The organism is Desulfonauticus autotrophicus (assembly GCF_055381725.1).
Genome location: NZ_AP042395.1, coordinates 1,965,017 through 1,977,616, shown reverse-complemented (window position 1 = coordinate 1,977,616; position 12,600 = coordinate 1,965,017). Strand labels below are relative to the sequence as shown.

General features: G+C 38.5%; 17 protein-coding genes. 1 reads left to right on the top strand and 16 read right to left on the bottom strand.

Annotated features, from left to right (window positions below; genetic code table 11):
* Position 1: 1 nt before the first annotated feature.
* The 5 genes from trxA to ACZ42F_RS11180 form a co-directional block, all read right to left on the bottom strand.
* The gene (trxA, locus tag ACZ42F_RS11200) at positions 2-322 is read right to left on the bottom strand and encodes a thioredoxin (protein ID WP_464279053.1); all 321 of its coding nucleotides are present in this window, start codon (positions 320-322) and stop codon (positions 2-4) included.
* A 72-nt stretch (positions 323-394) separates the two neighbouring features.
* Complete coding sequence (locus ACZ42F_RS11195) at positions 395-1,615, bottom strand: HD-GYP domain-containing protein (protein ID WP_464279052.1); 1,221 nt, start codon at positions 1,613-1,615, stop codon at positions 395-397.
* A 6-nt stretch (positions 1,616-1,621) separates the two neighbouring features.
* Entirely contained in the window at positions 1,622-2,677 is a 1,056-nt protein-coding gene (gene tsaD / locus ACZ42F_RS11190; protein ID WP_464279051.1) for a tRNA (adenosine(37)-N6)-threonylcarbamoyltransferase complex transferase subunit TsaD, read from the bottom strand.
* A gap of 3 nt (positions 2,678-2,680) precedes the next feature.
* Entirely contained in the window at positions 2,681-3,679 is a 999-nt protein-coding gene (gene fbp / locus ACZ42F_RS11185) for a class 1 fructose-bisphosphatase (RefSeq protein WP_029965455.1), read from the bottom strand.
* Positions 3,680-4,420: a hypothetical protein gene (locus ACZ42F_RS11180; protein ID WP_464279050.1), complete on the bottom strand. Its 741-nt coding sequence runs from the start codon at positions 4,418-4,420 to the stop codon at positions 3,680-3,682.
* A 498-nt stretch (positions 4,421-4,918) separates the two neighbouring features.
* On the opposite strand from ACZ42F_RS11180, the gene ACZ42F_RS11175 reads away from it, so the two are divergent.
* Positions 4,919-5,149, top strand: a complete 231-nt coding sequence (locus tag ACZ42F_RS11175) for a hypothetical protein (RefSeq protein ID WP_029965450.1) — start codon at positions 4,919-4,921, stop codon at positions 5,147-5,149.
* Here ACZ42F_RS11175 and ACZ42F_RS11170 read toward each other — a convergent pair.
* The 11 genes from ACZ42F_RS11170 to ACZ42F_RS11120 are packed head-to-tail and all read right to left on the bottom strand — an operon-like array spanning position 5,146 to position 12,579.
* Positions 5,146-5,982, bottom strand: coding sequence for a tetratricopeptide repeat protein (locus tag ACZ42F_RS11170; RefSeq protein ID WP_464279049.1), 837 nt, complete (start codon positions 5,980-5,982; stop codon positions 5,146-5,148). The two genes, ACZ42F_RS11175 and ACZ42F_RS11170, sit on opposite strands and share 4 nt — an antisense overlap.
* Positions 5,983-5,994: 12 nt before the next feature.
* Positions 5,995-6,267, bottom strand: a complete 273-nt coding sequence (locus ACZ42F_RS11165) for an FtsB family cell division protein (RefSeq protein WP_464279048.1) — start codon at positions 6,265-6,267, stop codon at positions 5,995-5,997.
* Positions 6,264-6,524: a hypothetical protein gene (locus ACZ42F_RS11160; protein ID WP_464279047.1), complete on the bottom strand. Its 261-nt coding sequence runs from the start codon at positions 6,522-6,524 to the stop codon at positions 6,264-6,266. Before ACZ42F_RS11160 ends, ACZ42F_RS11165 begins: the two co-directional genes overlap by 4 nt.
* Positions 6,499-7,113: a zinc-ribbon domain-containing protein gene (locus ACZ42F_RS11155; protein ID WP_464279046.1), complete on the bottom strand. Its 615-nt coding sequence runs from the start codon at positions 7,111-7,113 to the stop codon at positions 6,499-6,501. Before ACZ42F_RS11155 ends, ACZ42F_RS11160 begins: the two co-directional genes overlap by 26 nt.
* Positions 7,103-8,290, bottom strand: coding sequence for a type IV pilus twitching motility protein PilT (locus ACZ42F_RS11150; protein ID WP_464279045.1), 1,188 nt, complete (start codon positions 8,288-8,290; stop codon positions 7,103-7,105). Before ACZ42F_RS11150 ends, ACZ42F_RS11155 begins: the two co-directional genes overlap by 11 nt.
* Before the next feature lie 4 nt (positions 8,291-8,294).
* Positions 8,295-9,377, bottom strand: a complete 1,083-nt coding sequence (locus ACZ42F_RS11145; protein WP_464279044.1) for a type IV pilus twitching motility protein PilT — start codon at positions 9,375-9,377, stop codon at positions 8,295-8,297.
* A gap of 7 nt (positions 9,378-9,384) precedes the next feature.
* Positions 9,385-9,924 (bottom strand): CDP-diacylglycerol--glycerol-3-phosphate 3-phosphatidyltransferase, encoded by a 540-nt coding sequence (pgsA, locus tag ACZ42F_RS11140; RefSeq protein ID WP_464279043.1) that lies wholly within the window; start codon positions 9,922-9,924, stop codon positions 9,385-9,387.
* Between the two features lie 2 nt (positions 9,925-9,926).
* The gene (locus ACZ42F_RS11135) at positions 9,927-10,481 is read right to left on the bottom strand and encodes a transglycosylase SLT domain-containing protein (RefSeq protein ID WP_029965441.1); all 555 of its coding nucleotides are present in this window, start codon (positions 10,479-10,481) and stop codon (positions 9,927-9,929) included.
* Complete coding sequence (gene mobA, locus ACZ42F_RS11130) at positions 10,471-11,058, bottom strand: molybdenum cofactor guanylyltransferase (protein ID WP_464279042.1); 588 nt, start codon at positions 11,056-11,058, stop codon at positions 10,471-10,473. The genes ACZ42F_RS11135 and mobA overlap by 11 nt, the downstream gene beginning before the upstream one ends.
* The gene (locus tag ACZ42F_RS11125; protein ID WP_464279041.1) at positions 11,051-11,740 is read right to left on the bottom strand and encodes a formate dehydrogenase accessory sulfurtransferase FdhD; all 690 of its coding nucleotides are present in this window, start codon (positions 11,738-11,740) and stop codon (positions 11,051-11,053) included. The genes mobA and ACZ42F_RS11125 overlap by 8 nt, the downstream gene beginning before the upstream one ends.
* Positions 11,740-12,579: a formate dehydrogenase accessory protein FdhE gene (locus tag ACZ42F_RS11120; RefSeq protein ID WP_029965438.1), complete on the bottom strand. Its 840-nt coding sequence runs from the start codon at positions 12,577-12,579 to the stop codon at positions 11,740-11,742. Before ACZ42F_RS11120 ends, ACZ42F_RS11125 begins: the two co-directional genes overlap by 1 nt.
* Positions 12,580-12,600: the final 21 nt, after the last annotated feature.

Here is a 12,600-nt window from a genome sequence, read left to right as displayed (position 1 = left end):
GTTATAAAGCCTTTTCTGCTAACATTTGTTTTAAGCTGGATTTGGATACTGCACCAGTAATTTGCTCTATAACCTGACCACCCTTAAACAAAATCAAGGTAGGAATGGCTCTAATACTATACTTACTGGGAGTGGTGGGATTTTCATCCACATTCATTTTAACAATCTTCACCTGTCCAGCATACTCCTGAGCCAATTCTTCAATAATTGGAGAAATAGCTCTACAAGGCCCACACCAGGGAGCCCAAAAATCCACCAATACAGGCTGGTCACAATTTAAAACTTCAGCCTCAAAATTACTGTCAGTAACTTGGTTTGCCATATTTCTCTCCTTTTGTTTATTCTTCTAAGTTTCTAGTTTAAAGTAAAAAGATAGTGGTCTTAGTTCTTAGTGTCAAGAACCTATCTCATTTATCTCTTCCCACAACTTATCCACCAAGGTTTCTTGCAAATTAAATACATACTTTTCATCTTGATATAAGTCTTTTATTTTCCAGCACTCAACCCACTTATCTTCTAAAATTTCTACTAAAAAGGGATCAAAGTGTTTGCCCTTTTCCTCACGCAAAATCAAGCGCACCTTTTCTTCAGAATAGGGAGGTTTGTATACCCTGGCTGAAGAAAGGGCGTCAAAGACATCCACCAGGCCAGCTATGCGTCCTAATAGGGGGATTTCTTCGCCTTTAAGCCCTTTGGGATAGCCTGTGCCATCATAACGCTCATGATGGGTCAAAGCCACTACCTTGGCATTGCGCAAAAGAGAGGACTTGGCCTTGTGCAAGATACACCCGCCAATGATGGTGTGTTTTTCCATTATTTTTCTTTCTTGAGGAGTTAAGGGGCCTGGCTTGAGTAAAATGGCATCAGGTACGCCCAGCTTTCCCACATCGTGCATGGCCACTGCCCAAAAAACCATTTCCAGTTCTTCCTGCCCAAACCCCAGCTCTCTGGCTAAAAGTTTGGCCAATTCTCCCACCCTTCTAATATGGGCAGAAGTCTCTTTGTCTCTATATTCAGCAGCCACTCCCAATCTAAACAGGGAATCCAGATGAGCTTCCTTTAATTCAGCATACAGTCTGGCATTTTCAATAGCCACAGCAGCCTGGGAGGCAAAATAGTTTAAAGGCAGTAAAAATTCTGACTTAAAAGGAACAACCTTTTCTCCTTCCCTGGCATTAATCAACTGTAAAACACCCACCACTTCTTCCTGAGGATTTAATAAGGGCAGGGTTAAAACAGATTGAGAGTGATAGTTATTCACCCGGTCCCACTTGGAAAATAAAGAAAGGTCATACTTATGGGCTTCTTTATAAACATCAGCTAAAATTAAAGGTTGTTTACTTAAAGCAACAAACCCTGCAATACTCTTTTGGTCCAAAGGAAAACTAAAACTCTGAAATAGTTCCTGAACTTTCTTCTTGCCCAACCTTTTACTCAAGGTATCATTTTGACTGCAGACAAAAACAAGCTCTTTATTTTTAACTAAATAAATGGACCCTGCATCAGCTGAAGTTAAAGACCTGGCCTTGGTTAAAATAAGGTCCAAAAGCTTTTCCCATTCAACAGTACGGCTTAAAGCTATGCCTATGTCTAAAACTTCTTCTAATAAACTCATATCCTTTTAATTGATTTTATAATCCCTGGGAACTGTCCTTCCTCTGGGAATGGCATCTACTTCCAGGCCATGCGTATACCCAGCTTGAAGCAGTTTTTCTCCCAAATAGGCAACCATAATACCGTTATCCGTGCATAACTCCTTGTTAGGCACCCAAAATTTAAGATTCTTTTGTTCTAAAAAAAGACCAAATTCTTTTCTCAAAATACTATTGGCAGCTACTCCTCCAGCCAGAATAAGCCCCTTTACAGGATGACTCTTTAAAGCTCTACTTACTTTAATCTTCAGGGCTTCCACTAAAGAATAGGTCAGGGAGGCACACATATCTTTTAACTCTTGCGAAACTACATCCAATTTTAAATCTTCTTTTAAACCAGGGAAAACTAAGTGTTTATTTTTTTGTAAGTAATTGGCAACTGCAGTTTTAATCCCACTAAAGCTAAAATCTAGATTGGTGTTATCAATATAGGGTCTGGGAAATAACTCCTTATCTACTTTCCCTTCTCTGGCCAGCTTATCTAAAAAAACCCCACCTGGATAGGGAAGGTTAAGCATTTTAGCCACCTTATCAAAAGCTTCTCCCAGAGCATCATCTAAGGTCCTACCCAGCAAAATAAACTCCTGCCAGGATTTAATTAAATAAAGATGGGTATGTCCTCCAGAAACCAATAACCCCAAACAGGGATACTCTACTTCCTGTTGCATTTCTGCAGCCAACAAATGGGCCTGTAAGTGATCCACGCCCACCAAAGGCACATGTAAACCTAAACTTAATCCCTTGGCAAACCCCAGTCCAATTAAAAGGCTAGCCAAAAGCCCCGGACCTCTGGTAACAGCAATGCCTTCCAAATCTTGCAAAGTACAACCTGCTCTTTGCAAAAGTGTTTCCAGCAAAGAAGGTAGTACTTCCAGATGGGCTCTAGAGGCAATCTCTGGCACCACTCCACCAAAAAGAGAATGCCAATCCACCTGCGAGACCATAACATGAGCCACGAGCTCACCCTTATTGACCAGGGCCAGGCCTGTCTCATCACAAGAGGTTTCAATTCCAAGAGTAAGCACTACTTAAGCTCCATAAATTTCCAAAACCTTTTGTACTTCTGTTTTCGAACCAATAAACAGGGGAACTCTTTGGTGTAAATCCTCAGGTTGAATCTCCAGAATAGGCCTTTCTCCATCTACAGCCATGCCCCCTGCCTGCTCCACTAAAAAGGCCATGGGATTGGCTTCATAAAGCAGCCGCAACTTGCCTGTAGGTTTTTTGGGATCCCTTAAATCTTTGGGATACATAAAAATACCACCATAAAGCAAGGTCCGATGAAAATCAGCAACCAGAGAGCCAATATAACGCAAACTATAAGTGGGTTTGCCAGGCTCAGGGGTTTTAAAGTAGGAAATTATCTCTTTGGTCTTATCATCCCAGTAAGACCAATAACCTTCGTTTACAGAATAAATCTTACCCTTTTCTGGAATCTTAATATCTGGATGGGAAAGCAAAAATTCTCCCACACTGGGATCAAAGGTAAAGCCATGTACTCCCTGCCCTGTACTATATACCAGCATGGTGGAAGAACCATACAAGAAATAGCCTGCTGCAACCTGTTCTGAGCCTTTTTGCAACACTTCGCTCAAGATCACAGGGTCACTACCATTTTTACGGCGATAAATGGAAAAAATAGTGCCAATACTCACATTGGCTGCAATATTGGAAGAACCATCCAGGGGATCAAAAACCAGAAAATAATTTCCTCGTCCAAATTGTTCTGGAATTTCTATAAGGTCTGCATTCTCCTCTGAAGCCATGGCATAGAGTAAACCAGAGCGTTGCAAGCGATGGATAAGAACCCTATTGGCAAAATCATCTAGCTTTTGGACCTGTTCTCCCTGAACATTTATTTCGCCAGTTTCTCCCAATACATCCATAAGCCCGGCCTTATTCACAGCCCTGGCAATAATCTTAGCAGCCAAAATCAACTCATTTAAAAGATGGGTAAAGTTACCTGTAGCTAAAGGATTTTCCTTTTGATGCAAAAGTAAATGCTCTATTACTGTGAGCTGCCTCATTTACTCACCTCCTTTACACAAAAAAGCATAGGTAAACCAAGTTTGTCCCAGTTTTCTACTCAATCCTAACACCTTTTTCCCATCTAAAGCAAGCTCTCCAAAAGGAGTAAAAACTTTTTTGGGTGCGGGAATCTCTTGAGCTATCCCTCTATAAACTAGTTTAAAATCAAAATATAAATTTACTCTTTCTTTAAATTCCTGCGGGATCAAACTTCTGGGGTCAAAGTGAACCAATAAAAGCAATTTAACCTTTTTGTCTGTATAAATAGGTTTAAATAAAGCTATTTCTGGGCCTAAAATAGTATCCTGTAAAGTAGCAGAAAGACCTTTTAGTTTTTTTAAATCTTTTGCCAGATAAGAAAAGTTTACCTGTTTTAAATTTTCCTTGGGATAAGTAAAAAATACTTCGCCCTTTTCATCCCTTACCTCTATTTTATTTAACCAGTTGAAACGCAAAAAAATCTGTTTAGCCCAGGCTTCTGTAGGAAAAGTGTCTTGCACAGAAAATTCTTGTAAAAATTCCTGCAACCTGGCATCAGAGCGTTCCAAAAAAGCAGCAAATTCCAGTTCACTGGTTTCACCTTCTACAGGCTTGTTAATATCTACCCTAGTGGTAGGAAGTACATACTCCTTATACAAGCTGGTTGTAGTTCTCCAACCTTTTTTAGCCCAGGAACATCCTAACAAAATAACCAGGCCTAAACTAATGAGAAAAAACCTACTCTTTTTAATTTTTAACAATCTCTCCTCCTTAAAATCTAGTTGCACTCAATATAAAAAAGGTTTATGTATTTTTTATGGAACTATTTCTTTTCCTCATTCTTCTTCTCTTTATAGCCATTGTAGATAGTCTGTTAATCGCTTATATCAACAGTAAATTCAACAAAAATTTTGCCCTCCTCCACAAGGAAAAGAGGAAATAGAAAATAACTACAAGCTCTTAAGACAAGAAATCCTGAACCTTCAACAACAATTAAAAGAACAAGAAACACTCCTTCAAGAAAAAAAACTAGCCCACGAAAAACAACTTCAACAACAAGAAGAAATAGAAAAAAATATCACTGATCCTGTCACCTATATTCGGCAAAAAAAACTGGTTCCTGAAACCGAAATTAAAAGAGCAGAAGAATATGTGCGCAAAACAGCAACCAATCTCTCCATCCTGGATGCCCTCTTACTCCTGGGTATCCTGGATGAAGAAAAACTTGCTTTTATCAAAAAACATATAGGAAGGGAAGAGTGAACTCTCTGGTCTATCTACTGATTTTACTTGGAGCTATTTCCTTCTGGTTGGTAGGCTATATATATGTAAAAAAACAAAACCAACTTTTAGCCTATGAAAATGAAATAGCTATTTTACGGGCAAAAACCAAACACAAACTGGAAGCTTTAGAAAAACAAAAACAAGAAATTTTAAAACAAATAGAGAATATCCAGCAAGAAATAGCTAAACTGGAAAAGCCAGACTAAGCTTTACTGCCCCTTTCTTCTAAAGAGGTGGCTAACTCTTCCAATAAGTTCACAATATCTTCTTCTCCACCTTCTTCTTCAGGTGCTTCTTCTGCTTCTAGCTCTTCTGTCTTTTCCAGGGAGGGTGTAGAAGGTGGTTCTATCTCTTTTTCTTCCTCTACTTCTCTGGTTTCCTCAGATAAAACAGGCTCTTCTTCAGGGCTAAAGACTTCTTCTATAGAAGTTGAGGTTTGCTCTTGTAAGGATTTAATCTTTTCTATCTTCTCTCTAAAAGCACTCTTTTCTTCTTCACTCTTAGCTTCATTCAATAATTTAGTATAAACATCCAGGGCCTTATCATATTCGCCCTGGGACAAAAGTACTTCTCCCAGAGAAGAAGTTAAAATCTCTTGATCAAAATCTAAATTACTTACTTCTTCTTCATAACAGGCTTTGCCCTCTTCTAGCAAAAATTCTAGACCCTTTTCCAGAATCTCACCTAAAGTTAAATCCTTTTTCTGTAATCCCAGAAAAATTAAACTGCTCCCCACTTTGATTAAACTGCTATCCTTACTCTTAAGAAAATCCCAGAAGAATCCACACTTCTCTAAATGCTCCCAAATACGACCAACCACTTCCCTTGCCCTATCTTCCTGCCCTAAATTTTTATAGGTAGAGCTAAGTAAACTCAAAGTTTCCAGAGAATCTGGAAAATATTGCAATCCCTTTTCCAAAACATCTCTGGCCTGTTCAAAGCTTCCCTCTTGTAAGTAAAGCTTAGCCAGGGTCAAATAAATCCTAGAACCTGGATCCAGACGCAAAGCTTCTTCCAAAATTTTCTTTTCTTCTCCCATATCTAACCCCTTTTAGTCCTTTAATAAATAAAGGACTTCCCCTGGTTTCACATAATTTAAGCCCTTTCTTATCACCAGTTCCAAATATTCTTTATCTTCTCTTAACCTCTTTATGTCTCTAGAAAGTAAAATGTTTTCTTGCTCTAACTTTTTTTCTTTAACCTCAAGTTGGTTGAATTCTTTTTTTAAGTTAGTATATAAAAATAAATTTTTCTCCGAAAATAAAATTTGATATATAAGCACAAGATTAATAAGTAGGGCAAAAAAAAGCAGACTTTTTTTCATTGCTGGCCCTTATTTATCTTAAAATCTACCAGATCCTTTATCTCAGTAAGAAACCTCGAGGTTATCTTTTCTATTTTATTCAAATCCTCTACAGAAAACTCAAGGCGATCTAAGTTTTCTAATACATTACTAATATATTTAAATTCTTTATTCATTTTCATATCATATTCATCATTTATATAATGCAAAGAGTTCTCAAACTCTAAGATTGTCTCCAGACAATTTTTTAATTTATACTTGAGTTCTGGTTTCATCATTTTGTTTCCAACAAGAAAGGTATATTGCAAAATCATTCAAACATTTTTCCAGTTTTAAAAAAAACTCTCCACTCTCTTTATTTAAATAAAAATTAACACTCTTTTCAAAGGATATTTTTTGGTCAAAATCTCGCCCTCTTTGCCCAATTAAAATAATATTAGTATTTCTTCTTCTCAGTTGTGGCCAGGTATTGATTTCTGCTAAAAGCTTATCTGCGTCTTCTCCCTCTTCTAGAAAAATAAGATCGTAGTTATTGATTAAAAGTCTTCCTCTACATTCTGGATAATCCTTTACTTCTCTTAAAAAATATTCCTTTTCCTGTAAAAAATCCCCTAACTCTGTAATCAGTTTCACGTCCTTAATAAAAAGCAAGGCTGAAGCTTTGCCCACAGGGATATTTTCTGGTTCAAACTCCAGGCAAGTCTTACTTTCCAGCAAACTATCCTCTTCTGGCCTTTCTTCCTCTTTTCTATTGACAATAATCTTTTCTCCACACCTGGGACATTTAACCGCAAATTTAGTAAGTCCTTTAACCTTTTCTTCAGGCAGTTGAAAATCTTGCTTGCAAGCAGAGCACTTAATTTTCATCCTTCACCTCAAAAGTCTGCTCTTTTTCATAATCCAGATCCAGTTCCAGGCCATCTATATCTGAAAGTTTCTCCCCTCGCTTGGCCTTAATCTTATCCAGCATCATTTTTAACCTGGACCTATCCGAACAAAACTGCATGGCCACTTCTTCAGTAATTAAATTTTGTTCATAATAAGAAGCCAAGCACTGGTCAAAGGTAAACATGCCGTAAGCTTCACTTTCAGCAATAATGTCGTAAAAGGTTCTATCCTCTCTTTCTCCATGCAAGATAAGCTCTCTTATCCGCAAATTCTTACGCATAACTTCAAAGGCAACAATTCTTCCTCTACCCACTTTGGGCATTATTCTCTGAGAAATAACATACTTAAGGCTTTCTGCCAGTCTTCCCCGGATTAAATTTTCTTCCTCTAAACTAAAAAGTCCTGTGATACGGTGAATGGTCTGGCCAGCATCACTGGTATGTAAAGTGCCCAGAACCAGATGTCCTGTTTCTGCAGCTTCCAAAGCTGTAGTTACAGTTTCTTTGTCCCTAATTTCACCCACTAAAATGATATGAGGAGCCTGACGCAAAGCAGACCTCAGTCCTTCTGCAAAACTTTTAAAGTCCTGCCCCAGCTCTCGCTGGTTAATAACACTCTTTAAATGGGGATGAAAAAACTCTATGGGATCTTCCAGAGTAATAATATGCCTGGCATAATTTCTATTAATTTCATTGATTACAGCTGCTAAAGAAGTGGACTTACCTGTGCCTGTGCCACCAGTAACCAGAATAAGTCCAAAACGCTCTCGAGCCAGGTCATAAAATACCTTAGGTAGTTTAAGCTCTTCAATGGTGGGAATACCCGGCGCAAGCTTACGCATAACCACTGCCAAAGAGCCCTTTTGATAAAACACATTGACCCTGAAGCGAATCCTATTGGGAAGTACGTAGGAAAAGTCACAAGCACCAGTTGTTTGCAGCACTGGGTAATGATGATAACTGGAACCTATCATGGCCATGGCCATGGCCTCTATTTGAAAGGGAGTAAGTTTATCCACCTCGGCAATGTTTACATCTTTGACTTCTCCAAAGACAGCAGCCTTTATGGGCACAAAGGGAGTAAGAATGATATCGGATAAATCTGGCTCCTGCTCCACCACTTTTAATAAAAGATAATCTAAATAAGCTTTAAGCATTTATTTAAACCTCAGTAAAATCCACTTCATCTTCACTTAAATATTCCCTGAACTTACTTTTATGCACAGCCTTATTAAAAGCATCTTGAGGCGAAATAATTCCCTGTTTTAAAAGCTCTAGAATTGCCTCATCCAAACTCATCATGCCATACTTTTTACCAGTTTCAATTACAGAATTGATTTGATAAATCTTATTTTCCCTAATCAAGTTTCTCACTGCAGGAGTGGCAATCAAAATTTCCAAAGCAGCCACTCGTCCTGGCCTATCCAAACGCTTAAACAAGGTCTGAGAAATAATTGCCCGCAAACTTTCAGACAAGCTGGAACGGATCTGGGCCTGGGTATCTCCTGGAAATACTTCAATAATACGGTCAATGGTTTTGGGAGCAGAAATGGTGTGTAAAGTAGCCAACACCAGATGACCTGTTTCTGCTGCTTCCAGGGCCAAAGCAATGGTTTCCAGGTCTCGCATTTCACCCACCAGAATAATATCTGGGTCTTCTCTCAACGCTCCCCTTAGAGCTGCACTAAAGGACTGAGTGTCTCTACCTACTTCACGCTGGTTTATAAGGCAATTCACAGGCTTGTGCACAAATTCAATGGGATCTTCAATGGTCAAGATGTGATCCTTACGCATTCTATTGGCATAATCCACCATGGCCGCCAGGGTAGTAGACTTACCACTTCCTGTAGGACCTGTAACCAGGATAATGCCCTTGGGCAGCATAACCAGACGCTTTAAAATTTGAGGTAATCCCAAATCATCAATGGTTTTAATCTTACTGGGAATTTCTCTAAAAACTGCTCCAATACCTTTTAAGTGCATAAAATAGTTGGCCCTGTACCTGGCTAAACCAGGCACCTCATAGGCAAAATCCACATCACCACTTTCTTCGAACTTTTTGATCTTATGTTCAGGAGTTATTTCGTAAAGGAGTTTCTTAAGTTCAGCAGTTTCTAAGACTTTATACTTAATTCTCTGCAACTCTCCATGTAAACGTACAATAGGCTGGGATCCAGAAGTTAAATGCAAGTCAGATGCACCTAAATCATGCATCATTTTAAAAAAGGCATCTATTTGAGCCATACTGTCCTCACTTTAAAACACTTTTATAAAACTTATAAACATAATTAGCCCCAGAAAACAAGGTCAAAAACAAGGCTATGTAAATAAGCACCTTTCCCAGCCAATTGGGGTCAAACCCAAACCAGGGATAATGCAAAATCAAAAGACAAAGAGCTATAATCTGCACAATGGTTTTTAACTTCCCATACTTATCCGCAGCAATAACAATACCTTTATCCACAGCTATCGCCCTTAAACCAGTAACCATAACTTCCCTTTCTATAATGAGAATGGAAATCCAGGCCTCTAACCAATGTAAATAACTAAGCATAATTAAAGCTGCCAAAACCAATAATTTATCAGCTAAAGGGTCTAAAAACTTACCCATATTGGTTACCAGATTATAACGCCTGGCAATAAAGCCATCTAAAAGGTCTGATAGAGCGGCTAAAATAAAAATTAACATAGCCACAAAACAAGAAACCCTATTGGGAAAATAAAGCAACACTACCACCAAGGGAACACAGGCGATGCGAAAAAAGGTTATTTTATTGGCCCAGTTAAACATTTTTACTTTTTAAACTCCTCATAATAAGCTAAGACTTTCCGCACATAGTTAATGGTCTCTTTAAAGGGTGGAATACCCCCATATCTTTTGACATTTCCAGGACCAGCATTATAGGCAGCCAGAGCCAGACGAACATCTTGAAATTGGTCCAGAAGAGAACGTAAATAGCGAATGCCAGCTTCTAAATTAGAAGCCGGGTCAAAAGGAACATCCAAGTTTAACTCCTTTTGAGTAATAGGAGTAATCTGCATCAATCCCTGTGCACCTTTGGCTGAAACAGCTTCTGGTTCATAATTTGACTCCACCTTAACCACAGCTCGTATCAAATCTGCATCTACCCCATAGTTTTTGCTATACACTTCAATCAACTTATCTACCTTTTTTACATCATAGTTTCTGGTTCTAAAAATCAAAAAGGGCTTATATTGATTGGTGGTGGGAAGGTCTGTAAAGTGATACACTCCCTTTTCATCTACAAAATAGTAGATGGTATCGGCCCTTACCTCTAGGCTAACCAGGAGCAAAATACCCAACAAAAAACAACAGCTACTTTTCATTTTTTTGAAGTTTTTTTAAATCTTCTGGATAGTTTAAGTTAAAAAAATAATCCCTCCACTCCTCTTTTACTTCTATATGTTCCCTTACTCTTTGAGGAATGGCCAAACTCAACTTGAATATCTTCTCTTTAATTGCCCTTTGGATATACTCTAAAGCTTCATATTCGTAAATAGAAATTAAGGCTTCTATATATCCTGTATCTGGATAATAAAAAGTGGTCATTACCTTATCTGGATCTATTTTTTTTCTTCTTTGTAAAAGAACTTGTAAACAGGATAAATGTAAAAAAGGTAAATCACAGGAAACCACCAGCAAGCTCTTTTGCAAATTTTTCAAACCTGTATAAATCCCTCCCATTGGGCCAATATCCTTTATTTCATCTGCCAGCCACCTATCTTCTAAGCCATACTCCACAGGGTTTCTACCCAGAATATACACTGGTAATCCCAGTTGTTGCAATAAATTATAGGTCCTGACCAAAAGAGGCTCGCCTTCATATTCAACCCAGGTCTTGTCCCTTCCCAGTCTGGAACTTTTTCCGCCTGCTAAAATAGCTCCGACCACTTCCCTAGGCATAAACTATCCTCTGCAACTCATCACTAAAGACCGTAAACCTTTCTTCCCGGGCAAAACCTACCAGAGTAATGCGCTTTTCCCGGGCTAATTTTACGCTCGCTGTGGTCACTGCAGATTTAGAAACCAGGACTTTAAATCCTGCTTTAACTAGTTTTTGTAATAAAGAAAAGGTAATCCTGGCAGACCCAAAAAACACTCCCTGTCCAAGGTCAATTCCTTGTGTTAAAGCCAGTCCCACCAATCTGTCCACGCAATTGTGCCTTCCAATGTCCTCTACTTCTAATATAAAGCCCTGTTTCTCAGGACTCCAAAAGGCCATGCGGTGAAAACATCCTGTCAGATTCCATTTGCTTTCCTTTTCCCTAAACTCTTTACTTAGATTTAACAACAATTCTGGCTCTAACTTAAAAGCAAATTCTTTGGATACCAATGTCTTTTTCTTTTCCACTTCTATAAAATAATCAAATCCTTCTTTCTTTACAATAAAAGGAAACTCTTCAGAATCTAAAAACTCCAATTTTACATGCCCCAGAACCAAACTTTCCAAATCAAAAGGCGAGGCCAGCAGTTTTTTTGTCTTGCCCTTTAAATGAATTACCAATTCTATTTCTTGAGCCAGAATATCTTCAAAGTCCAGCCACTTTCCCTGGGTATATTTTCTTCCTTTAACCTGAGCTAACACTAAAACCCCCAGAAGCTCAAACTAGGCCTTAAATATCCCTCTTTCTGAGCCAAAAAATCCAGAGGTAAAGAAGCCAAGTCATCTAAAGCAGGCAAAACCACTTCATCTCTTTCCCGAAAATCTATGGTCTTAATATATTTTTTACACTCAGGACAAATATCCACTCTATACCCAGGCAGTTCTTCTACTGAAAAATATTTATGCTCTTCTTTTTGCTCCTGCCCGCAAAAAGCACAGGTAAGACGAGCAACTGGATACTTAAAGAGACAAAAGGAGCAAAAATTATAACGCTTCCCACCCTTTTCCAGTACACTCAAAAAAGGCACGCTCCCACAAATGGGACAATGACCAAAGCCATATTCTTCCTGGGGTAAAGCAAGTCCCACACTTTGCCCAATGACTACAGCAAAAGGCGTAAGGCTACTCTGGACTAAAAAATTAAGCAGTCTTGGAGAATCTTTTAATTTTTCACCATACAAACGAAAGTAACTATCATCTCCTTCTAAAAACTTGTGTACGCTTTTTTGCCAAAAACTATCTTCAGCCAAGTCCTGCAAAAGTATCTGACTGTTTTCAGCTAAGACTTCTTCTCTGGCAGCCAGTTCCAGAAGCTCATCCCTTAATTGACTTACCTTTTCCCAGGGAAAAGGAAAATCCTGACGCAAAAGTAAGGGCTTGCCTTTTTGGTAGTTCTCTAGCTCCAAAGGCAAAGACAATTCTATCTTTTCCTGCTCGTATTTCTTCTGGGTTAAAAAGACCTTTTCAATAAATTCTAAAAGCTCTTTTGGAAAAAAACCAGACTGGGCAATCTTTTTAATCTTGGCCTTAACCTTTTCCATTAATTCACTCCTTAAAGTTTA

What these genes read in the sequence shown, in the direction of transcription:
- ACZ42F_RS11135 (WP_029965441.1), bottom strand. Translation starts at nt 10,481, where the DNA reads ATGAAAAGTAGCTGTTGTTTTTTGTTGGGTATTTTGCTCCTGGTTAGC.
- ACZ42F_RS11155 (WP_464279046.1), bottom strand. Translation starts at nt 7,113, where the DNA reads ATGAAAATTAAGTGCTCTGCTTGCAAGCAAGATTTTCAACTGCCTGAA.
- ACZ42F_RS11170 (WP_464279049.1), bottom strand. Translation starts at nt 5,982, where the DNA reads ATGGGAGAAGAAAAGAAAATTTTGGAAGAAGCTTTGCGTCTGGATCCA.
- mobA (WP_464279042.1), bottom strand. Translation starts at nt 11,058, where the DNA reads ATGCCTAGGGAAGTGGTCGGAGCTATTTTAGCAGGCGGAAAAAGTTCC.
- ACZ42F_RS11150 (WP_464279045.1), bottom strand. Translation starts at nt 8,290, where the DNA reads ATGCTTAAAGCTTATTTAGATTATCTTTTATTAAAAGTGGTGGAGCAG.
- ACZ42F_RS11120 (WP_029965438.1), bottom strand. Translation starts at nt 12,579, where the DNA reads ATGGAAAAGGTTAAGGCCAAGATTAAAAAGATTGCCCAGTCTGGTTTT.
- pgsA (WP_464279043.1), bottom strand. Translation starts at nt 9,924, where the DNA reads ATGTTTAACTGGGCCAATAAAATAACCTTTTTTCGCATCGCCTGTGTT.
- ACZ42F_RS11165 (WP_464279048.1), bottom strand. Translation starts at nt 6,267, where the DNA reads ATGAAAAAAAGTCTGCTTTTTTTTGCCCTACTTATTAATCTTGTGCTT.
- ACZ42F_RS11145 (WP_464279044.1), bottom strand. Translation starts at nt 9,377, where the DNA reads ATGGCTCAAATAGATGCCTTTTTTAAAATGATGCATGATTTAGGTGCA.
- trxA (WP_464279053.1), bottom strand. Translation starts at nt 322, where the DNA reads ATGGCAAACCAAGTTACTGACAGTAATTTTGAGGCTGAAGTTTTAAAT.
- fbp (WP_029965455.1), bottom strand. Translation starts at nt 3,679, where the DNA reads ATGAGGCAGCTCACAGTAATAGAGCATTTACTTTTGCATCAAAAGGAA.
- ACZ42F_RS11160 (WP_464279047.1), bottom strand. Translation starts at nt 6,524, where the DNA reads ATGATGAAACCAGAACTCAAGTATAAATTAAAAAATTGTCTGGAGACA.
- ACZ42F_RS11195 (WP_464279052.1), bottom strand. Translation starts at nt 1,615, where the DNA reads ATGAGTTTATTAGAAGAAGTTTTAGACATAGGCATAGCTTTAAGCCGT.